This is a genomic window from Ramlibacter sp. P4_H7, from assembly GCF_056400765.1.
Genome location: NZ_JBFUKP010000001.1, coordinates 555,778 through 575,697 on the forward strand (window position 1 = coordinate 555,778; position 19,920 = coordinate 575,697).

Genomic DNA, 19,920 nt, shown 5'->3' on the forward strand with positions numbered 1-19,920 from the left:
GTGCCGACACGCGGGGTTTCCTTGACGCTGCGGCAGCAATCAGAGGGCGGAGGTCGGAAGCAGCTGCACCGGGCCGTACCAGGCACTCGACCGAGACTGCGTGTTGTCGCTGTCGGACATGATCGCGATGCCGACCAGCGCACCCGGCTTTTCGCCGAACACGCGCTCGTAGTCGGCGCGAACGTCCCGCTCGTATTCGAGCCACTGATTGAGGCCACGCTTGCCCGACTCGACCACCAGCTTGCGCACTCGGTCCGTGCGGGGACTCTGAATGATGCTGCCGAGTGGACGATGGTTGCACCACACGTACATCAGGGTCGCATACGGCAGCGGCTCGCCGGTCAGGGCCCGTGCCAGTTCGGACAGGGCTGCATCCTTCGGCGAGAAACGCGAGCGGTCGCCATCGAATGCGAGGACGATGCGCACCGGGGCATCGTCTTTGTCGCGCAGGGCCATGTCGGCTCCATCGATCAGCGCCGGCACGTTCCACGAGAAGCGAACCTTTCCCAGGTGCTCGGCTTCGATGCGCAGGGCCTGCTGCACCACGCTCATCGATGACTGTGCGTCCGCCGAGACTGCATCCCTGCCTTCGCGCCGGGCGTACTCGAAGCGGGTGGCCGTCTTGCCCGGAAAGGTGCGATGCGCCCAAGCCGCGCCGCGCTGGCCCCCCGACTGCTCGGCCCAAGGCGAAGTGGCGATGTCCTGCTCCTGCCGTGGGGCGCTGCTGCAGCCCGCGAGCCCCCCAACGACCACGCCAATGGCCACAGCACGACGCAGGCATACCGGTCCCAAACGTTTCATGGAGGTGGATTGAACACGAAAAAAAGCCGCCCGAAGGCGGCTTTTCAAGTTTCTTGTTTTCTGCACCGGCCTTGCGGCCGGTTCGAAAATCAGAAGCTGTGGCGGAGGCCCAGGTCGAAACCGTCGGTAGAACCGCCGAGTTCGGTCGTGACGCGGCCGTTGTTGAACGCGACACCGTTGCCCTTGTTGTTCACACGGGCGTAGGTCGCGTACAGAGCGGTACGCTTGGACAGGTTGTGCACGTAGCCGATGGCGAACTGGTCGGCATCATCCACGGCGGCACTGATCGGGGTCTTCACGTTGGCATGGGCCCAGGACAGGCGGATTTCACCCGCGCCCACCGGAATCAGGCCACCGATCAGGTAGGTGTCCTGCTTCGGGTTCAGGGTGCTGCGGATCTCGTCACGGCCCCACTGGCCCATCAGCTTGGCCATGCCGAAGTCCCACTGGCCGCCGATGTTGGCGACGCGGTAGTTGCCGCCGAGCGTCGGAACCGCCACGGTGCTGGCCGAGTACTTGGTCTCGCCATAGGACACTGCAACGTTGAACGGGCCGGAAGCGAAGCCCAGGCGGCCACCGATGTAGCGACCGTCGTCCTTGTTGGCCGAGTTGCTGGCGTTCTCGCCCATCGCGTACATGAACTGGCCATAGAAGCCACCCAGGTTCGGCGGCAGGAAGTAGCCGATGGAGTTGGAAGCGCGCGTGGACGTCAGCAGGGCAGACTGGCCGCCAACGCCGGTACCGGCGCTGATGCTCAGGTTGCTGTAGGAGCCGACACCGTTGGTGCCGAACGGATCGAACACGGTCAGGTTCCAGAAGGTCGGGACATAGTCACGGCCCAGGCGCATCTCACCCCAGTTGCCGGCCAGGCTGACGGTCGAACGGCGGTTGAAGACGAGACCTTGACCGCCAACGGTACCCAGCGCAACGCCGGAAATTTGGTTGTTGGTGTTGCTGGTGTCGCCCGTGCCGTTGTCCGGGTTCAGGCCGGCTTCCAGCCAGAAGGAGGCGGACATGCCACCACCCAGGTCTTCCGTACCACGGAAGCCCAGACGCGAGCTGTTGTAGCCCGAGTCGGTCAGGCGGCTGACGTGACCGTTGCCGTCGCCCTTGACGTAGTTGTAGTTGACGTCAACGATACCGAACAGGGTCACCGAAGACTGGGCGGACGCCGCTCCGGCGGCAGCCATCACGGCCAGCGCGATTAGGGACTTTTTCATGCAAGTTTCTCCAAGGTTAAACATAGGGCTCCGGTTACGCATGGGTTGTCGAATGCAGGCACGCTCGCGTCCCCACCGGATCCCCGGGCCAACCTCCTTTTGGGAAGTTGTTGCTATTCCACCAGAGCGCCTTTTCTGACGCAAAGTATTTAGCCCGCGGAATTGCCATTCGTTGTGGTCGGACAACAAGAAACTGCGGCTGAGTGGATCGAGCGCAACAGCCACCTTTTTGCATTTCGCATCCCAAAAAAGGCGCCGCTGCCTCAACTGCCGCCAAGCGGCCACTAAACTGCCTTCCATGGACCGTTTTCTTGGCGCTTTCGACCAGGCCTTGCGCACCCTGTTTGCGAAGCCGCGCGGGACGCGGCCATGCCCCGTCGTGCCGGCCGACTCCACGCAACTGGGCGCGCAGGAACGCAGCCACGCTGCGGCCCTGATGCGCGTGAACCATGTCGGGGAGATCTGCGCCCAGGCCCTTTACACGGCCCAAGCGATGGCGACGCGCAATGAGGCCCTGCGCACGCAGTTCGAACAGGCCGCCCGGGAAGAGACGGACCATCTCGCCTGGACCCAATCGCGCCTGGATGAACTCGGCTCCCGCCCTTCCTTGTTGAATCCCGTCTGGTATGCCGGGGCTTTCGCGATCGGACTGGCCGCCGGCAGGCTGGGCGACCGCGTGAGCCTGGGCTTCATCGTGGAAACGGAAAGACAGGTGGAAGCCCACCTGCAGGGGCATCTTGACCGGCTTCCAGCGGCAGACCACGCTTCCCGGGCCATCGTCGCCCAGATGAAGGATGACGAGGCGGCGCACGCAAAGCTGGCCCAGACGTCGGGAGCGGCGGAGCTCCCCGCGCCTGTGAAACTCGCCATGCGCGCCGCCGCCAAGGTGATGACCACGACCGCGCACTATCTCTAGGCCTGGGCGGCCTCTAGGCTTGGGCGGCCTCTAGGCTTGGGCGGCCGCGTCCTCCACCAGGTCGAAGCTGGTCGTCATCTCGGCCGTCTTCGCGAGCATCGCGCTCGCCGAGCAGTACTTTTCGTGGCTCATGGCGATGGCGCGCTCCACGGCAGGCGCCGGCAGCTTGTGCCCGCGCACCGTGAAGTGCATGTGAATCTTCGTGAACACCTTCGGGTCGGTCGCTGCCCGCTCCGCACTGAGTTTCACGGAGCAGCCTCGCACGTCATGGCGGCCCCGCTTCAGGATCAGCACGACGTCGTAGGCGGTGCACCCGCCCGTGCCGGCCAGCACCGTCTCCATCGGTCGCGGCGCCAGATTGCGCCCCCCATTCTCAGGACGCGCCTCGTCCGGCGCTCCATCCATCACCAGCACGTGTCCACTGCCGGTTTCCGCCAGGAATCCCATCCCGGAGCGCGCGCCGGTCGCGCCGGTCCACGTCACTGTGCATTCCATCGTTCTTTCCTCGCCGAAAGCGCCATGCGCCCGTAACTTTCTCGAATGACTCGATGCCGCAACGTGGCTTGTGCATTGCAGCAAAAGTCGGTCTATACTGGCTTCACAGCATAGCGATTCGCTAAGCCCGCCTGCAGGAGCAGCCCATCCGCAAATTGCGTCGATGTTGCATTGCAGGCCGCAAAGTTGTCTCCTCCACCTCCTCCATTGGTGGATTCAGCCCCTGGATCGCAAGGTCCGGGGGCTTTTTTCTGCCCCGGCGCCGCCGCCGCCAGGGCTCTTATGATTCCCGCTCCATGAAGAAACACCTGCAGCCGGAGGACTACCTCAAGAAGATCCTCACGGCGCGCGTCTATGACGTAGCCATCGAATCGCCGCTGGAGCCGGCGCGTGCGCTCAGCCGTCGCCTGCACAACAAGGTGCTGCTCAAGCGCGAGGACCAGCAGCCCGTCTTCAGCTTCAAGCTGCGCGGGGCCTACAACAAGATGGCCCATCTGGCGCCGGAGCAGCTGCAGCGCGGTGTCATCTGCGCCTCCGCCGGGAATCACGCGCAGGGCGTCGCCCTGGCGGCGCACCGCATGGGCGCGCGGGCGGTGATCGTGATGCCGGTGACGACCCCTCAGTTGAAGATCGACGCGGTGAAGGCGCTCGGCGGGGAGGTGGTCCTGCACGGCGACAGTTATTCGGATGCCTACGAGCACTCGCTCAAGCTGTGCGAGCAGCAACAGCTGACTTTCGTCCATCCCTTCGACGACCCGGACGTGATCGCCGGGCAAGGCACCATCGCCATGGAGATCCTTCGCCAGCACCAGGGTCCCCTGGACGCGGTGTTCGTCGCCATCGGCGGCGGCGGCCTGATCTCCGGCGTGGCGAGCTACATCAAGTGCGTGCGCCCGGAAGTGAAGGTCATCGGCGTGCAGATGAGCGATTCGGATGCCATGGCACGCTCGGTTGCGGCGAAGAAACGGGTCGCGCTGGGCGACGTGGGGTTGTTCTCCGACGGCACGGCGGTCAAGCTGGTGGGCGAGGAAACCTTCCGCCTCACGCGCGAACTGGTGGATGAATTCATGCTGGTGGACACCGATGCCGTGTGCGCAGCGATCAAGGACGTGTTCGTCGATACCCGCAGCATCGTGGAACCCGCAGGCGCCCTTGCCGTGGCGGCGATCAAGCAGTATGTGGCCCAGCGCAAGTGCCGCGGCGAGACCTATGCGGCGATCCTGTGCGGCGCGAACATGAACTTCGACCGCCTGCGCTTCGTCGCCGAGCGGGCGGAAGTCGGCGAGGAGCGCGAAGCGCTGTTCGCCGTGACGATTCCCGAGGAACGCGGCAGCTTCCGGCGCTTTTGCGAGCTGATCGGCACGCTGCCCGGCGGCGCGCGCAACGTCACCGAATTCAATTACCGCATCGGCGACGCCGAGCACGCGCACGTGTTCGTGGGCCTCACCACGCACGGCAAGGGCGAGTCCGGCCGCATCGCGGGCAACTTCACACGGCATGGCTTCGAGGCGCTGGACCTCACGCACGACGAACTGGCCAAGGAACACATCCGCCACATGGTCGGCGGCCCTTCCGCACTCGCCAAGGACGAACGCCTGCTGCGTTTCATCTTCCCGGAACGTCCCGGTGCGCTGATGAAATTCCTGTCGAACATGCGCCCGAACTGGAACATTTCGCTCTTCCACTACCGCAACCAGGGCGCCGACTACGGTCGCATCCTCGTGGGACTGCAGGTGCCCCGGGGCGACGACCGGGCTTTCCAGGCCTTCCTCGACACCTTGGGCTACCCGTATGTGGAGGAAACTGGCAACCCGGTCTACCAACTCTTCCTGCAGGCTCGCTCTCCCGGCGTCCCGAGCGCTGGCTAGCACCGACCATGGCCGCCGTGCGTGAAGCCCTGAACCTGTTCGCCCGCCAGTTCGCACTCGCGCTGCACCACTCCACCCGACTGCGCTTCGGCGGAACGTGGGCCCCGCCCGCCGACGCCGATCCCGACACGCTGCGCGCGAGCGATGCCCACCTGCCGGGGGCAGGCTGGATCGTCGGCCTGGCCGCCTGCCTGTCGTTCGCGGTGGTGGCGCTGCTGCTGCGCGGCAACCCTTGGGGGCCCGCGGCAGCTGCGATTGCCAGTGTCGCAGCCACGCTGCTGATGACGGGCGCTCGGGCTGAAAGCGCGCTGTTCCGTACAGCCGACCAGTTGGGGGCGGCGACTGCTGTGCCCGGTGCGAGCGGCCGGGGCGTGCTGGCGCTCGTCCTGGTGCTCACGGGCAAGATCGTCCTGCTGGCGGCAATGGCGTCCGTCTCCGAGGCGCGCGTGATGGCGGCGCTGTTCGCGGGCCACGTGCTCTCGCGGCTGGCACCGGTGGTGCTTGCCCAACGTGACCCGGATGCGAGGGACCCCCGCGTCCTGCGGGTGGCTGCGCTCTGGTGCCTGGCACCGCTGCTGCTGATGATTGCGGCGGGCGGAGCGCCGTTTGTGGTGCTGGCGTTGCTGGGCGGATCCCTGGCCTGCTATGCGATGCTGCGGCGTTTTGCGGGCGGCCCGCGCACATCCGAGCTCGCCGCCGCCAGCCAGCCGCTGAGCGAACTCGCCTTTTACCTGGGGGCTTCGATCGGCGCCTGAGCGGTGGCGCCGCGCGATGCAGGAAGGTCCAGCGTGACCGTCGCCGGCCCGCCCATGGCGGCTCCGAGCATCGCCTGCCGTCCGCGCACCGACTGGAGCACCAGGCCCTCCGCGACGCTGGCGCCCACCTTGAACGACTTGGCCGGGCGCCCGTCGACCGCGATGAGCGCGGCACCAGCGCCGGATTGGATCCCGGCCACCACCCCGACCAACTGGAAGCGACTGGCGAGGGAAGGGACGAGGGCTCCTGCCGCAGGGAGCGCCGAAGGTGCACTGCCAAGCAGCCGGGCCAGGGCCACCGGGTCCGAAGGCGCCACGGCGCGCAGGGGCGGGACCGGCACGTTGGCGCTGCGGCCGGTACCGCCGAGCTTGAGCCCCCAATAGACAGCGCTGATGCCCACCAGCGCCCACAAGGCGAAGCTGGTGCCACGCACCGTCCAGGTGGTGGAATTCGGAGTCCACATGGGGACGATTATCATTGAACCGATGCAGTCCCTTCCCGCTACCCGCCTCCGCGCCCGGATCCGTGCACGCGTCACCCAGGCCGGCTTCACGCTGATCGAGCTGATGGTGGTGCTTGTCATCATCGGCGTCCTGGCCGCGCTGATCGTCCCGAACGTCCTGGATCGCGCCGATGACGCGCGCGCCACCGCCGCCCGGACCGACGTCAACAACCTGATGCAGGCGCTGAAGCTCTACAAGCTCGACAACCAGCGCTACCCCACCACCGAGCAGGGCCTGCAGTCCCTGGTCGCCAAACCCAGCGCGAGCCCGGCCCCCCCCAACTGGAAACCGTACCTCGACAAGCTGCCCAACGACCCCTGGGGTCGTCCCTACCAGTACCTCAGCCCCGGGGTGAAGGGCGAAATCGACGTCATGTCCCTCGGCGCGGATGGCCAGCCCGGTGGCGACGGCAAGAATGCGGACATCGGCTCCTGGCAATAGGAGCGCCCTCCCCGGCCGGAGCGCTTCCGGCTTCACGCTGCTGGAACTGCTTGTCGTGGTGGCGATCATCGCCGTGGCCTCGGCCGGCGTTTCTTTCGCCTTGCGGGACCAGGCCGGCGTCCCGCTGGACCGCGACGCGCAGCGCCTGGCCGCCTTGCTCGAATCGGCGCGCGCCCGCTCGCGCCTGAGCGGCCAGCCGGTCCGTTGGGTGGCGGACGCCGAAGGCTTCCATTTCGATGGCCTCCCCAACGATGCGTTGCCGCACAACTGGTTGTCCCCCGACACCCGCGCCGTGGGCCGGGCTGTCCTGTTGCTCGGACCGGAACCGGTGATCGGTCCGCAGCAGGTGGCGATCGTGAGCGCGACGCATCCGGGACCGACTGTGGTCATCGGCACCGACGGCCTGCGTCCCTTCACGGTGCGGAACCAACAGCCATGAACCGTCGTGCCCGCGGCTTCACGCTGATCGAGGTGCTCGTTGCGTTGGGCATCGTCGCGGTGGCCCTGGTGGCCGGCCTCCAGGCCAGCGCCGCGCTCACCAACAACGCGCAACGCCAGGGCGACGTGCTGCTCGCCCATTTGTGCGCCGAGAACGAACTGGTGCGCCTGAAGCTGGCCAAGCAACTGCCTCCGGTGGGAGACAGCGACCTGGCGTGCGAGCAGGCCGGCCATGCCTTCGTCGTCCGGATGCGCGTCGCGCCCACGCCCAATCCCAGCTTCCGCCGCGTGGATGCGCAGGTGTTCGATGGCAGCGCGCCGGTCCTGCGGCTGTCCACCGTCATGGGGCGCTACTGATGCGGCGCGACCGCGGCTTCACCCTGGTCGAACTGCTGGTGTCGCTGTTCGCGCTGGCGCTGCTCGCCGGCCTCAGCTGGCGCGGCCTGGACGGCATGATGCGCGCGCGTGACCAGACCCAGACCTATGCGGACGAAATCCTCACCCTGCAGACCGGGCTGGCGCAGTGGGGCGCCGACCTCGATGCGATCACGGCGCTGCCGCCCACGCCTTCGATCGAGTGGAACGGCCGCGTGCTGCGCCTCACCCGGCGCAGCAGCCTGGCCCCTGCGGACGGTGCTCGCGTGGTCGCCTGGACGCAACGGCAAGGGCAGTGGCTGCGCTGGGAGTCGGGGCCGCTGCAGACGCGCGGCGAACTGGAATCGGCCTGGCTGGACGCCGACCTGTGGTCGCGCAACCCGAGCGACGCCATGCGGCGCCAGGAGGTCGCGATCGGCCCGCTGCAGGACTGGCAGATCTTCTACTTCCGCGAGAACGCCTGGAGCAATCCGCAGTCGACGTCGGCCGGGTCCACGCCGGCAACGGCCACATCCCCGGCCACTGCGGCCGGTGGCCTGCCCGACGGCTTGCGGCTGGTGCTACAGCTGCCTGCCGGTCGTGCGATCAGTGGCCGGCTGCAGCGCGACTGGATGCGCCCGACGCTGACCCCATGAAGCGCCTGCAATCCGGTGCCGCGCTGCTTGCGGCCATGCTCACGGTGACACTGGTCGCCACCTTCGCCGCCGGGGCGATGTGGCAGCAGTGGCGCAGCGTGGAAATCGAGGCCGCGGACCGCTCGCGCGTGCAATCCGCCTGGATTCTCAACGGCGCACTGGACTGGGCACGGCTGATCCTGCGCGAGGACTTCAACGCCGACCGCACCGACCACCTGGCGGAGCCCTGGGCCGTGCCCTTGCAGGAGGCGCGCCTGTCCACCTTCCTGGCCGCCGACCCGTCCAACAATGCGGACACGTCCGGTGCCGACAACGTCTTCCTCTCCGGCGAAATCAGCGACCTGCAAGCGCGCATGAACGTCGCGACCCTGGTGCAGGCAGGTTCGGTGCAGACCAAGTCGCTGGAGAACTTCCAACGCCTCTTCGACATCCTCGGCTTGCCGCAGGACCAGCTCACGCGGATGGCGGAGAACCTGCGCTCCGCCTCCGACATCAGCGTGGACAACCGCAACGCCGCGCGGGCGCCGCTGATGCCCCAGCGGCTCGAGCAGCTCGCCTGGCTGGGCGTGGCGCCGGAAACGATTGCCGCACTGGGACCGTACGCCACGGTGCTGCCGTCGGCGTCCACCAAGGTCAACATCAACACCGCGACCGCGGAGGTGCTGTACGCCATCGGCCGCAACCTGAGCCTGGCGGATGCCAAGCGGCTGGTGGTGGAGCGTGAGCGGCAGCACTTCCGCAACGTCGCGGACGCCACCAAGCTGGTCCAGGGTTCACAGTTCGACCTGACGCAGGCTTCGGTGGACACCCAGTACTTCGAGGTCCGGGGCCGGCTGAGGCTGGAGCAGGTGGTGATCGAGGAGCGGTCCGTCGTGCAGCGCATTGGCCCGAACGTGCGCACCTTGCAACGGGAACGCGGGGCCTTCGAGAACTTCAACCAGGCCGTCGTCCGCTGAGGAAGGCGCACCTACAATGCCTCGCAGTCCATGAGCTCCCTCATCGTTTCGCTGCCGCTCGAGCCCGCCACCGGCGCGACCGAGTGGCCATATGCCGTCACCGAGGACGGCAGGGACCTCACCGACCAGGGGCGCGCCCCGGCTGCGCTGCTTCCCTTGCCGCGCGGCGCCGGCGCCGAAGTGGTGGCGGTGGTGCCGTCCCAGGCCCTCGCCTGGCACGAGGTCGATCTGCCCAAGGGCGTCACCGCCGGCTCCGCGCGCTTGCGTGCCGTGCTGGAGGGCTTGCTGGAAGAACAGCTGCTGGACGAGACGGATGCAGTGCACCTCGCCTTGGCGCCGGGCGCGCGTGGCGGCGAGCGTGCCTGGGTTGCCGTGTGCGACCGCGGCATGCTGCGCGGCGCTTTGCAGGTGCTCGAGGCAGCCGGGCGCACGGTCGGCCGCATCGTCCCGGAGTTCACTCCGGACGGCAAGCCTGCCCTGACCGTCCTCGGCGACCAGGAACACCCGGTCATGGTCGCCAGCGGCATGGGGGGCGTCCTGGCCCTTCCGCTGTCCGCCGCCACCTTGCCGATGCTGCCCCCGTTGCCGCGGGATGCACGCCACTACGCCGAACCCGCGGTCGCATCGATGGCCGAACACTTGCTGGCCCGACGCTGGAAGCTGCAGCAGGCGCCGCAGCGCTGGGTCCGGTCGGCGCGCACCCGCTGGGACCTGGCGCAGTTCGAATTCGCCAGCTCGTCGCGCGCCCGCGCCCTGAAGAAGTTCAGCGCTGGCTGGACCGAAGTGCTGCGTGCGCCCGCCTGGAGACCGGCGCGCTGGGGCGTGGTCCTGCTCGTGGTGGCGAACTTGCTGGGGCTGAACGCCTGGGCCTGGAAGGAGCGCAGCAGCCTGGAAGCCAAGCAGGAGGCCGTGCGGGCGACGCTGCGCGAGACCTTTCCACAGGTGAAACTGATCGTTGATGCGCCGGTGCAGATGGAGCGTGAGGTCTCCGCGCTGCGGCAGCAGACCGGCGCCGCCTCGCCGCGCGACCTCGACGCGCTGATGACTGCGCTGGCGCTGGCCCTTCCTGCGGGACGCTTCCCGAACAGCATCGAGTACGGTGGCGGGCAGCTGCGCGCGGGCGGCCTCGCCCTGTCGCCGCAGGAACTCAGTGGCGTGGTGGCGCAATTGAAGCCCCTGGGCTACGGCGCGACGCCGGAGGGCGAGTCGCTGGTGATCGCCGCGGAGGATGGACGATGAACACGTCGATGCTGCGGCAACGCTGGACGATGCTCGCGCCGCGCGAGCGCATGCTGGCCGCCTCGGCAGCGGCAATCGTTGTCCTGGCCATGCTGTGGTGGGTGGCGCTGGGCCCGGCACTGGCGACGCTCCGTGCCGCGGACGCGCAGCATCGCGCGCTGGACGCGCAGCTCCAGTCCATGAAGCGCATGCAGTCCCAGGCGCGCGCCATGCAGGGCCAGCCCCGGCAGAACCCGAACGAGGCGATCCGCCAGTTCGAGGCGTCGATCCGCCAGCAGCTTGGCACGGCGGCCCGCTACACCATCGCGGGCGACCGCGTGACCGTGACGCTCACGAACGCACCCGCCGGCGCCTTCGCGCAATGGCTGTCCCAGGTCCGGACCAACGCCCGGGCGATTCCTGGCGAAGCCAAGCTGGCGCGCAATGCCGCCAGCGGCTGGGACGGCACCCTGGTGCTGACGCTCCCGGCGCGTTGAGCCGTGCAACGCGTTCCTGCCACCCGCAGCGATGCGCCCTGGGCGTGGGCGACCGCCGGCGCAGCCCTCGGGACACTCCTGGCGTTCCTGGTCTTCGCCCCCGCACGCTGGCTGGCGGCCGGCGTCGAGCAGGCCACCGGCGGCCAGGTGCTGCTGGCCGACGCGCGCGGCAGCATCTGGACTGGTTCGGCCCAGCTCGTGCTCACCGGCGGAGCAGGTAGTACCAATGCCACAACACTTCCCGGCCGCCTCGCTTGGAAGGTCCAACCCCGCTGGGACGGGGTCGCGGCCTCCCTGCGCGCCGAGTGCTGCACCCCCCAACCGGTCGCCTTGCGGGCGCACTGGCGCTGGGGCGGGGTGCGATTGCAGGTTGGCGACGGCACGAGCCAGTGGCCGGCCGCGGTCACCGCCGGACTCGGCACCCCCTGGAACACTTTGCAACTGGACGGTGAAGTTCGGCTTGCCACACAGGGCCTTTCAGTAGAATGGGTCGCAGGACGTCCTGCCATGGCCGGCCGGGCGGAGTTGGTCGCGTTGCGCGTCGCGTCGCGCCTGTCGACACTGAGGCCCATGGGCAGCTACCGCATCACCCTGGAAGGCGGGGCGCAGTCCACGCTGCGGCTCGAGACCCTGGAAGGCAGCCTGCAACTGTCAGGCAGCGGCCAGTGGGTGGGAGGTCGGCTCCGCTTCCGCGGCGAGGCCAGCGCGGCGCCCGAGCGCGAAGCGGCCCTCGCCAACCTGTTGAACATCATCGGGCGGCGCAGCGGGGCGCGTTCGCTCATCTCCATAGGCTAGGCCCCGGGAAACACTGCATGAATTACCGTTTCGCTGCCGCCTCGCTGGCCGTTGCCCTGTTGCTGGGCGCGGCGCCGGGCGTGCATGCCCAGCGCGCCACCGAGCCGATCACGCTGAACTTCGTCAACGCCGACATCGAAGCGGTGGCACGCACCATGGCCGCCATCACCGGCCGCAACATCGTCGTGGACCCGCGGGTCAAGGGCACGATGAACCTGTCCACCGACCACCCGGTGCCGCCTGCGACGGCCTTCAACCAGTTCGTGTCCACGCTGCGCCTGTCCGGCTTCACGGTGGTGGAGTCCGGCGGGCTGCTGAAAGTCGTACCGGAAGCCGAGGCCAAGCTGCAAGGAGGCTCCGTCACCGTGGGCGGCACGGCGGGCGGCAGCCAGATCGCCACGCAGATCTTCCGCCTGAACTTCGAGAATGCCGCCAACCTGGTGCCGATCCTGCGTCCGCTGATCAGCCCCAACAACACCATCAACGTGAACCCCGGCAACAACTCGCTGGTGATCACGGACTATGCCGACAACCTGCAGCGTATCTCCCGGATCATCGCGGCGCTGGACGTCTCGAATGCCACCGACGTGGAGGTGATCAACCTGCAGCACGCGGTGGCCGTCGACCTCGCGCCCGTCGTGCAGCGGCTGGTGGAGGCGTCGGGTGCCACCGCAGGCGGCGGCGCGCCCGCGGCGGGACAGGGCCAGACCGATACCTCGTTCCGCACCACGGTGCTGGCCGAGCCGCGCAGCAACTCGCTGATCGTGCGGGCGTCGAATCCGGCCCGCTTGAACCTCGTGCGTTCCTTGATCGCGCGGCTCGACACGCCCGGCGCGGTCGGCGCCGCCAGCAACATCCATGTGGTGTACCTGCGCAATGCGGAAGCGACGAAGCTGGCCGTGGTGCTGCGCGCCGCGATCGCCAGCACGAGCACATCCCTGACCGGCGGCGGGGCGGCGGGTGCTGCGGCGAGCGGCGGCACGCCCAGCGCCCCCCTGGTCACCAGTGGCCTCAGCGGCGCAGGCAGCGGCACCGGCACCAGCGCCGCGAACGCGCCGATCACGCCCTCCGCGCAGCCATCGACGGGCGGCCAGGTGCAGGCGGACCCGGCGACCAACTCGCTCATCATCACGGCGCCAGAGCCGCAATACCGGCAACTGCGCGCGGTCATCGACCAGCTCGACGGGCGTCGCGCACAGGTGCTGGTGGAAAGCCTGATCGTGGAAGTGAACGCCGACAAGGCGGCCGAATTCGGCATCCAGTGGCAGAACGTGCTGGGCACCCAGAACAGCAGCCTGATCGGCGTGCTCGGCAGCAACTTCACCATAGGCGGCACCAACATCATCGACCTGGCCACCAAGGCGGCCAGCGGCGGCGCCGTGCCGTCGCCGGGCTTCAACTTTGGCACGGTGCGCAACATCAACGGCACCTACGTACTGAACTTCCTGGCGCGCTTCTTCCAGAGCAGCGGCGACGGCAACGTGCTGTCAACCCCGACCCTGCTGACCCTGGACAACGAGGAAGCCAAGATCGTGATCGGCCAGAACGTCCCCTTCGTCACCGGCCAGTTCACCAACACGGGCACCTCCAACAGCTCGGTGAACCCGTTCCAGACCATCGAGCGCAAGGACGTCGGCCTGACGCTGCGCGTGAAGCCCCAGATCAACGACAACGGCACCGTGCGCCTCACGATCTACCAGGAAGCGTCCAGCGTGAAGGCCGGCACTGAGAAGGACCTCAACGGCCCGACCACGAACAAGCGGCAGATCGAATCGAACGTGCTGGTCGACGACGGTGGGGTGATCGTGCTGGGCGGCCTGCTGCAGGACCAGTACTCCGGCAACGAGCAGAAGGTGCCCTTCCTGGGCGACGTGCCCGTAATCGGCAACCTGTTCCGCACGGAGACGCGCTCGCGCAGCAAGACCAACCTGATGGTGTTCCTGCGCCCGGTCATCATGCGGGACTCGTCGGAAACCGACGCCATTTCCATGGACAAGTACAACCTCATGCGGGCCAGGCAGCAGGTCGTCCAGCCGGCGCCCAATCTCCTGCTGCAAGGCGTGCCGAGCGCGCCGCTCGCACCCGAGTTCGCCTGGCCCAACGCCGCCACGCCCGGAACATCTGCACCGCCCAAGACGGGCTCGCCCTTCGACCCGGCCCCGGCCCCGGTCCCGTCCAGCAACGCGCCGGTCACGCGCTAGCCATGCGCTACCCCCTGCCCTACGCCTTCGCGCGCAGCCAGCAACTGCTGCTGGAAGACGACGGCGCGCAGCTCGTCCTCTGGCATTCCGGCAAGCCGGCGCCCGCGTGGAGCGAGGTGATGCGCAAGTTCCCGGTGCGCAACCTGCAGCAGTTGGAGCCGGCCGCGCTGGCGCAACGCATCAGCGCCGCCTACGCGCAGGGCGAGTCCAGTGCCGCCACCGTGGTGAGCGAAGTGCAGAACGACGCCGACCTCACGCGCATGATGCAGGAGCTGCCGGCGGTGGAGGACCTGCTGGAGGCCAGCGACGACGCGCCGATCATCCGCATGCTCAACGCCCTGCTCACGCAGGCGGCGCGCGACGGCGCCAGCGACATCCACATCGAACCCTACGAGCGTCACTCCAGCGTGAGGTTCCGCGTGGACGGCACCTTGCGCGAGGTGGTGCAGCCGAATCGCGCGCTGCACGCGGCGCTGATCTCGCGCCTGAAGATCATGGCGGAACTGGACATCGCGGAGAAGCGACTGCCGCAAGACGGCCGCATCTCCCTGCGCATCGGCACGCGCGCGGTGGACGTGCGGGTCTCCACCCTGCCCAGCGCCCACGGCGAGCGGGCGGTGCTGCGCCTGCTGGACAAGAGCGACAGCCGCATCAGCCTGGAGGCGGTCGGCATGACGGGCGACACGCTGGACCGCTTCCTGGACCTGATCACCCAGCCGCACGGAATCATCCTGGTCACCGGGCCCACCGGCTCCGGCAAGACCACCACGCTCTACGCCGCCCTCAGCCGGCTCGATGCCGGCAGCAGCAACATCATGACGGTGGAGGATCCGATCGAGTACGAGCTGCCCGGCATCGGCCAGACGCAGGTGAACCCGAAGATCGACCTCGACTTCGCCAAGGCACTGCGCGCGATCCTGCGGCAGGACCCGGACGTGATCATGATCGGCGAGATCCGCGACTACGAAACGGCGCAGATCGCGATCCAGGCTTCGCTCACCGGCCACCTGGTGCTGGCCACGTTGCACACCAACGATGCCGCAAGCGCCGTGACCCGCCTGACGGACATGGGCGTGGAGCCCTTCCTGCTGAGTTCCTCATTGCTGGGCGTGCTTGCGCAGCGGCTGGTGCGCAAGCTGTGCGAACACTGCAAGGGCGCCGCGGACGGCGCGGCGCGTGGCTGCGCCCACTGCGGCTACACCGGCTACCAGGGCCGCAAGGGCATCTTCGAGCTGATGCTGGCCGACGACCGCATCCGCAGCCTGATCCACAACCGCACCTCCGAGGCGGACATCCGCACCGCCGCGCTGGCTGCGGGCATGCGCCTCATGCGCGAGGACGGCGATCGCCTGGTGCGCGAGGGCATCACCTCGCGCGAGGAAGTGCTGCGCGTCACGCGCGACTAGCGCGCACGCTCTGGCGGATTGCCGGGGCCCGGTTCCTTGACCGGGTACTGCGGGCCGCGCTCCTGCTCGATCGGCGGCACCTTGCGTTCCTGCTCCGTCGGCGCGGGTTGGGGCTGCTGCTGTTGCTGCGCCTTCGGCCTGTCGCTGGCGTTCGCGTTGCGGGCCGACGGCTTGAACTGGGCCTTGAACATCACCATCGCGGTCTCGCTCATTCCGGCGTCTGCACGAAGTTGGTATGGCCGCCAACGCCTTCCTGCTTGCCTTCGTCCGAGCCTTGCTGGTTCGGCACCAGTTCGCGCGGATCTTCATCCGCCTGGGGCCTGGGTTGGGGAATGGTGCCGCGCTCCGGTTGCGGATGCGCCAGCCCGTGGTCGATGGGGGTGCGATCTTCAGGCATGGAGGGTTCCTTCTTCCAGGCCATGGTGCGACGCCTCGTGCACGACCCGGCTAGGCCGCGTGCGCGGCCCGGCCTAGGCGGCACCCGCGCTGGGCTGTCAGCACGTGACTACATGCAGGCTCAGCAGCCAAGCTGGTCGGCAAGGTCCGACAAGCTGGCGCTGTGCAGGTCGTTGCCCGGCTGGGGGCGGACGTCCTTGGGATGGGAGGATCCGAACTCCAACGCGCGCTCCACATAAGCGGTGCGCAGTCCGCACGCACGGGCGCCCGCGAGGTCGTCGTGGTGGGCCGCGACCAGCATCACGCGCTGGGGCGCGACGTCGAACACCCGTGCCACGCCGAGGTAGGTGGCGGGGTCGGGCTTGTAGGCCCGGAACACTTCGGCGGACAGCACGCAATCCCAGGGCAGCCCCGCGCGCTTGGCCATGCGGGTGAGCAGTCCCAGGTTGCCGTTGGACAGCGTACACAGGATGTAGCGGCGCTTCAGGCGCTGCAGGCCCTCGACCGCCTCCGGCCAGGGATCGAGCCGGTGCCAGACGTGATTGAGGTGCCGCCTGGCTTCGTCGTCCAGGTGTTCCAGGCCGAACTGCGGCAGGATCTGGTCGAGGACCATGCGGTGCAGGTCGTCGATCAGCCTCCACCCCAGCTCACCCGACATCACGCGCGCCATGGCAGGCCGGTAGCCCGCGCGCCAGGCCCGTGCGAAGGCATCGCCATCGACCTGCGGATGCAGTGCCTTCATTTCCCGCACGATGCTGCCGTGCCAGTCGACGACAGTCCCGAAGATGTCGAAGGCAAGAACCTCGACAGATCCGGCATCTTTCCACCGATTGGCAGCATCCATGCGAACAGTGTAGGCTGCTGCATCCTGTTGCGCAGGCGCACGGAAGGGATGCACGAGGATGACCACGAGTCCGGAGAACAAGGCGAGGTGGCTGTTCGCGGCCGCACTGGCCGCGGTCGCAGCGGGCGTGATGGTGTGGCTGATCGCGTCGGCGGCGCGCTACGCCACCTACGAGATCCGTTCGCAGGACGCCGTCTCCGGACTGGTGCGCGGCGCACCCGTGGAGTTCCACGGCGTCGAAGTCGGCAAGGTGCAGGTGGTGGAACTGCTGCAGCCGAAGCTCGTGCGGGTGCTGATCGAAGTCCGCCGGGATGTTCCCGTCACTTCCGCGACGGTGGCCACCATCACGGGCCGTGGACTGGCTGCACGCGGATTCACGGGGTACGTCTATGTCAACCTGGAGGACACCGGCCGCGCCGGGCAGGCCCTGGCCCCTGCCCGCGACAGTCCGTATCCGCTGCTGGCCAGCGCGCCGGCCCAGGTGGTGAGCATGGACACGACGATCGAGCAGATGAACCAGACCGTGCAGAACGTCGGCGCGCTCCTGCAGACCGTGTTCGATCGCAAGACGGTCGCCGCGCTGAAGGATTCGCTCGCGAGCCTGGAACAGGTGACGCAGACCCTGTCGGCCAACAACCAGAAGCTGGGCGCCATCATCGCCAATGCGGAGAAGGCGAGCGCCCAGATGCAGCCACTCCTGCAATCGAGCAACGACGCCGTGAAGACGTTGCAGGAAGAAGTGCTGCCCCGGACGCGCGAAACGCTGGTGCGGCTGGACGGCCTTTCGACCTCGGTGAACGAGCGCATGAGCGTGATCCTGCGCAACACAGAACAGGCGAGCACGCGCTTCGAACCGCTGCTGCAGTCGAGCAACGATGCGGTGCTCTCCCTGCAGACGCAGATCCTTCCGGAGGCCCAGCGCACGCTGACGCGTCTGGACCAGCTGTCGACGACGCTCAATGAAACGACGACGCGCATCAAGCGCAATCCCTCGCTGCTCCTGCGCGGCGGCAACACGACGCCGCCCGGGCCGGGCGAGGCGCAATGACGCGCGCCCTCCCGAACGCACTCTCCGTCATCGTGCTCGCAGCGGGCCTGGCCGGCTGCGCGCTCGGGCCGCCAGGCGACCCGACGATGACTTCCGCGCTGCTGGACCAGATGCCTGCGCAAGTGCCGCATCGAGCGGCGGGCGCCAACACCCTGCTCGTGTTCCCGCCCGAGGCGAGGCCCGCCATCGACACGCCGCAGATGGCCTACAGCCTGCGTCCGCACCACCTGGCCTACTACGCCCAGAACCAGTGGGCGGAGACGCCGCCGCAGATGCTCCAGCCTCTGGTGGTGCGCACGCTGGAATCGACGGGAGCGTTTCGCGCCGTGGTGACCTCACCGCACACGGGCGCCTACGCGCTCGGCCTGCGCACGGAGATCATGGAGCTGGTGCAGGACTTCGCGCAGGAGCCTCCTGCCGTGCGCCTGTCGCTGCGCGTGCGCTTGAGCGACGGGAGCGCGAACCGCGTGCTCGCCACGCGCGAGTTCACCGTGAAGCAGCCGATGCAGCAGGGAAGTCCCCAGGCCGGCGTAGCCGCGGCCAACGCGGCGATGGCCAGCGCGCTGGAGCAGCTCGCCGGCTTCGTGCTCGACAACAGTCCCTGAGCCGACCTACGCCCCCGGCAGCATCCTTCGCAAGGTATCGTCCCGCAGCTGGAGGTGGTGCCGCAGCGCCGCACCGGCGTGCAGCAGCAGGAACAGCAGCAGCGCGTACGCCAGCCACCGATGGACGTCGATGAACAGGTGGAAGAGGAATTCGTTGTTCGCCACCAGGTCCGGGATGTCGAACGCGCCGAAGAACGTCAGCGGATAGCCGCCGGCCGAATTCAGGATCCAGCCGGTGAGCGGGACGGCGAACATGAGTGCGTAAAAAGCGAGATGCACGAAGCGCGCGGCGACCTGCTGCCATTCCGGGAGACCGTCGACCAGCCGTGGCAGCAGGTTGGCCCACCGCCAGAGCAGGCGCACGCCCACGGCGAACAGCGCGCCCATCCCCAGCGCCTTGTGCACCAGGATCACGGTGATCTTCCAGGTGTCGAAACCCACGTCCGGCAATCGGACCATGTACAGGCCGGTGCCAAGCAAGGCGATCAGCAGCGCGGCCATCCCCCAATGCAGCAGCATGGCGATGCTGCCATAGCGCTCGACGGTGTTGGCCAGCGGGGTCATGGGCGTTGGCGCCCAGTGTAGAAAGCTTTGCGCCCGCCGGAAACAGCGATGCCCCGGACCGCAAGGGGTGCCGGGGCATCGGGGATCCTGGTGGCCTGGGGCGGAATCGAACCACCGACACGCGGATTTTCAATCCGCTGCTCTACCAACTGAGCTACCGGGCCGTGAGCCGGAAATTATATCAGAGGGGCCGCTGCCCTCTCCGCCCCGCGCTCAGGCCGCGGAGCTGCTGCGCTTGTTGCGCGAGAGGTCGACGCCCAGCTGCTTCAGCTTGCGATACAGGTGCGTGCGCTCCAGCCCGGTCTTCTCCGCCACACGCGTCATGGAGCCACCTTCTCGGGCGAGGTGGTACTCGAAGTAGCACTTCTCGAATTCGTCGCGCGCGTCGCGCAGCGGTTTGTCCAGTTCGAAGAGCTGCCGCGCCTGCGGCCCCATCTCCACCACCGGCGGAATGGTCTGGCCGCCGGTCATGGCCGCTTCGACCGTGAGCTCCGGCACCGGCATCGGCACCACGCCTGCCATGCCGGGCTTGCGCATGGCGGGCACGGCTGCCGCCGCACCTCCGTTGCGTGCGAGGCCGGTTTCCACGGCCTTCAGCAGCTTCTGCATGGTGATCGGTTTTTCCAGGAAGGAGTGGGCGCCGATCTTGGTCGCCTCCACTGCCGTCTCGATCGTCGCGTGACCGCTCATCATGATGACGGGCATCGTGAGCAAGCCGGTCGTGGACCATTCCTTCAGCAGCGTCACCCCGTCGGTGTCCGGCATCCAGATGTCCAGCAGCACCAGGTCGGGCCGCATGCGCTGGCGCGCCGCCCGGGCCTGCGCCGCGTTTTCCGCGAGTTCGACGGTGTGTCCCTCGTCGTTGAGGATTTCGGACAACAGATCCCGGATCCCGAGCTCGTCATCCACCACCAGTATGTTTGCCATCGCCCTCTCTGCGTT

The 19,920-nt window shown here is 68.1% G+C and carries 24 protein-coding genes and 1 tRNA gene; 15 read left to right on the plus strand and 10 right to left on the minus strand.

The annotated features are described in order from the left end of the window. Window positions 1–39 precede the first annotated feature (39 nt). Window positions 40–801, minus strand: a complete 762-nt coding sequence (locus AC1DSA_RS02790) for a DUF3047 domain-containing protein (protein ID WP_477885807.1) — start codon at window positions 799–801, stop codon at window positions 40–42. Between the two features lie 89 nt (window positions 802–890). Next, on the minus strand, window positions 891–2,021 hold the full coding sequence (locus AC1DSA_RS02795) for a porin (protein ID WP_477885808.1): 1,131 nt from the start codon (window positions 2,019–2,021) through the stop codon (window positions 891–893). A gap of 298 nt (window positions 2,022–2,319) precedes the next feature. Between AC1DSA_RS02795 and coq7 the strand changes: the two genes are divergently transcribed. Continuing rightward, window positions 2,320–2,937, plus strand: a complete 618-nt coding sequence (coq7, locus tag AC1DSA_RS02800) for a 2-polyprenyl-3-methyl-6-methoxy-1,4-benzoquinone monooxygenase (protein WP_477885970.1) — start codon at window positions 2,320–2,322, stop codon at window positions 2,935–2,937. A 30-nt stretch (window positions 2,938–2,967) separates the two neighbouring features. On the opposite strand, the gene AC1DSA_RS02805 is transcribed toward coq7, so the two are convergent. Beyond that, window positions 2,968–3,432: an OsmC family protein gene (locus tag AC1DSA_RS02805; protein ID WP_477885809.1), complete on the minus strand. Its 465-nt coding sequence runs from the start codon at window positions 3,430–3,432 to the stop codon at window positions 2,968–2,970. A 296-nt stretch (window positions 3,433–3,728) separates the two neighbouring features. Between AC1DSA_RS02805 and ilvA the strand changes: the two genes are divergently transcribed. Together ilvA and AC1DSA_RS02815 are read left to right on the plus strand one after the other, a co-directional pair. Continuing rightward, on the plus strand, window positions 3,729–5,300 hold the full coding sequence (gene ilvA, locus AC1DSA_RS02810; protein ID WP_477885810.1) for a threonine ammonia-lyase, biosynthetic: 1,572 nt from the start codon (window positions 3,729–3,731) through the stop codon (window positions 5,298–5,300). An 8-nt stretch (window positions 5,301–5,308) separates the two neighbouring features. After that, complete coding sequence (locus AC1DSA_RS02815) at window positions 5,309–6,055, plus strand: adenosylcobinamide-GDP ribazoletransferase (protein ID WP_477885811.1); 747 nt, start codon at window positions 5,309–5,311, stop codon at window positions 6,053–6,055. Here AC1DSA_RS02815 and AC1DSA_RS02820 read toward each other — a convergent pair. Further along, window positions 6,028–6,519, minus strand: coding sequence for a type II secretion system protein N (locus tag AC1DSA_RS02820; protein WP_477885812.1), 492 nt, complete (start codon window positions 6,517–6,519; stop codon window positions 6,028–6,030). The two genes, AC1DSA_RS02815 and AC1DSA_RS02820, sit on opposite strands and share 28 nt — an antisense overlap. Window positions 6,520–6,541: 22 nt before the next feature. Between AC1DSA_RS02820 and gspG the strand changes: the two genes are divergently transcribed. From gspG to gspE, 10 genes are read left to right on the plus strand one after another with little or no spacing between them, the layout of a single operon-like run. After that, on the plus strand, window positions 6,542–7,000 hold the full coding sequence (gene gspG, locus AC1DSA_RS02825) for a type II secretion system major pseudopilin GspG (RefSeq protein ID WP_477885814.1): 459 nt from the start codon (window positions 6,542–6,544) through the stop codon (window positions 6,998–7,000). After that, window positions 6,948–7,439: a GspH/FimT family pseudopilin gene (locus AC1DSA_RS02830; protein WP_477885816.1), complete on the plus strand. Its 492-nt coding sequence runs from the start codon at window positions 6,948–6,950 to the stop codon at window positions 7,437–7,439. Before gspG ends, AC1DSA_RS02830 begins: the two co-directional genes overlap by 53 nt. Then, window positions 7,436–7,795, plus strand: coding sequence for a type II secretion system minor pseudopilin GspI (gene gspI / locus AC1DSA_RS02835; RefSeq protein ID WP_477885818.1), 360 nt, complete (start codon window positions 7,436–7,438; stop codon window positions 7,793–7,795). Before AC1DSA_RS02830 ends, gspI begins: the two co-directional genes overlap by 4 nt. Continuing rightward, a complete protein-coding gene (locus AC1DSA_RS02840) occupies window positions 7,795–8,448 on the plus strand; it encodes a PulJ/GspJ family protein (protein ID WP_477885820.1) in 654 nt (217 codons plus the stop codon). The genes gspI and AC1DSA_RS02840 overlap by 1 nt, the downstream gene beginning before the upstream one ends. Beyond that, complete coding sequence (gene gspK / locus AC1DSA_RS02845) at window positions 8,445–9,404, plus strand: type II secretion system minor pseudopilin GspK (RefSeq protein WP_477885822.1); 960 nt, start codon at window positions 8,445–8,447, stop codon at window positions 9,402–9,404. Before AC1DSA_RS02840 ends, gspK begins: the two co-directional genes overlap by 4 nt. A 30-nt stretch (window positions 9,405–9,434) precedes the next feature. Continuing rightward, window positions 9,435–10,643, plus strand: a complete 1,209-nt coding sequence (gspL, locus tag AC1DSA_RS02850) for a type II secretion system protein GspL (RefSeq protein ID WP_477885824.1) — start codon at window positions 9,435–9,437, stop codon at window positions 10,641–10,643. Then, the gene (gene gspM, locus AC1DSA_RS02855; protein WP_477885826.1) at window positions 10,640–11,119 is read left to right on the plus strand and encodes a type II secretion system protein GspM; all 480 of its coding nucleotides are present in this window, start codon (window positions 10,640–10,642) and stop codon (window positions 11,117–11,119) included. The genes gspL and gspM overlap by 4 nt, the downstream gene beginning before the upstream one ends. A gap of 3 nt (window positions 11,120–11,122) precedes the next feature. Further along, window positions 11,123–11,914 carry a type II secretion system protein N gene (gene gspN / locus AC1DSA_RS02860; RefSeq protein ID WP_477885828.1) on the plus strand — a complete coding sequence of 264 codons (792 nt, stop codon included), beginning with the start codon at window positions 11,123–11,125 and terminating at the stop codon, window positions 11,912–11,914. Between the two features lie 17 nt (window positions 11,915–11,931). Beyond that, the gene (gspD, locus tag AC1DSA_RS02865) at window positions 11,932–14,115 is read left to right on the plus strand and encodes a type II secretion system secretin GspD (protein ID WP_477885830.1); all 2,184 of its coding nucleotides are present in this window, start codon (window positions 11,932–11,934) and stop codon (window positions 14,113–14,115) included. A gap of 2 nt (window positions 14,116–14,117) precedes the next feature. Then, a complete protein-coding gene (gspE, locus tag AC1DSA_RS02870; RefSeq protein WP_477885832.1) occupies window positions 14,118–15,521 on the plus strand; it encodes a type II secretion system ATPase GspE in 1,404 nt (467 codons plus the stop codon). Here gspE and AC1DSA_RS02875 read toward each other — a convergent pair. From AC1DSA_RS02875 to AC1DSA_RS02885, 3 genes are all read right to left on the minus strand, one after another. Then, window positions 15,518–15,733 (minus strand): hypothetical protein, encoded by a 216-nt coding sequence (locus AC1DSA_RS02875; RefSeq protein WP_477885833.1) that lies wholly within the window; start codon window positions 15,731–15,733, stop codon window positions 15,518–15,520. The genes gspE and AC1DSA_RS02875 overlap by 4 nt on opposite strands. After that, window positions 15,730–15,942 carry a hypothetical protein gene (locus AC1DSA_RS02880; RefSeq protein WP_477885835.1) on the minus strand — a complete coding sequence of 71 codons (213 nt, stop codon included), beginning with the start codon at window positions 15,940–15,942 and terminating at the stop codon, window positions 15,730–15,732. Before AC1DSA_RS02880 ends, AC1DSA_RS02875 begins: the two co-directional genes overlap by 4 nt. A 96-nt stretch (window positions 15,943–16,038) precedes the next feature. After that, window positions 16,039–16,761 (minus strand): haloacid dehalogenase type II, encoded by a 723-nt coding sequence (locus AC1DSA_RS02885; protein WP_477885837.1) that lies wholly within the window; start codon window positions 16,759–16,761, stop codon window positions 16,039–16,041. A 58-nt stretch (window positions 16,762–16,819) separates the two neighbouring features. Between AC1DSA_RS02885 and AC1DSA_RS02890 the strand changes: the two genes are divergently transcribed. Together AC1DSA_RS02890 and AC1DSA_RS02895 are read left to right on the plus strand one after the other, a co-directional pair. Continuing rightward, window positions 16,820–17,809 carry an MlaD family protein gene (locus tag AC1DSA_RS02890; protein WP_477885839.1) on the plus strand — a complete coding sequence of 330 codons (990 nt, stop codon included), beginning with the start codon at window positions 16,820–16,822 and terminating at the stop codon, window positions 17,807–17,809. After that, window positions 17,806–18,414 carry an ABC-type transport auxiliary lipoprotein family protein gene (locus AC1DSA_RS02895; RefSeq protein ID WP_477885841.1) on the plus strand — a complete coding sequence of 203 codons (609 nt, stop codon included), beginning with the start codon at window positions 17,806–17,808 and terminating at the stop codon, window positions 18,412–18,414. Before AC1DSA_RS02890 ends, AC1DSA_RS02895 begins: the two co-directional genes overlap by 4 nt. Window positions 18,415–18,420: 6 nt before the next feature. On the opposite strand, the gene AC1DSA_RS02900 is transcribed toward AC1DSA_RS02895, so the two are convergent. From AC1DSA_RS02900 to AC1DSA_RS02910, 3 genes are all read right to left on the minus strand, one after another. Next, entirely contained in the window at window positions 18,421–18,978 is a 558-nt protein-coding gene (locus AC1DSA_RS02900; protein ID WP_477885843.1) for a cytochrome b, read from the minus strand. An 88-nt stretch (window positions 18,979–19,066) separates the two neighbouring features. Further along, window positions 19,067–19,142, minus strand: a tRNA-Phe gene (locus AC1DSA_RS02905). Window positions 19,143–19,191: 49 nt separating this feature from the next. Next, complete coding sequence (locus AC1DSA_RS02910) at window positions 19,192–19,905, minus strand: response regulator (protein WP_477885845.1); 714 nt, start codon at window positions 19,903–19,905, stop codon at window positions 19,192–19,194. Window positions 19,906–19,920 lie beyond the last annotated feature (15 nt).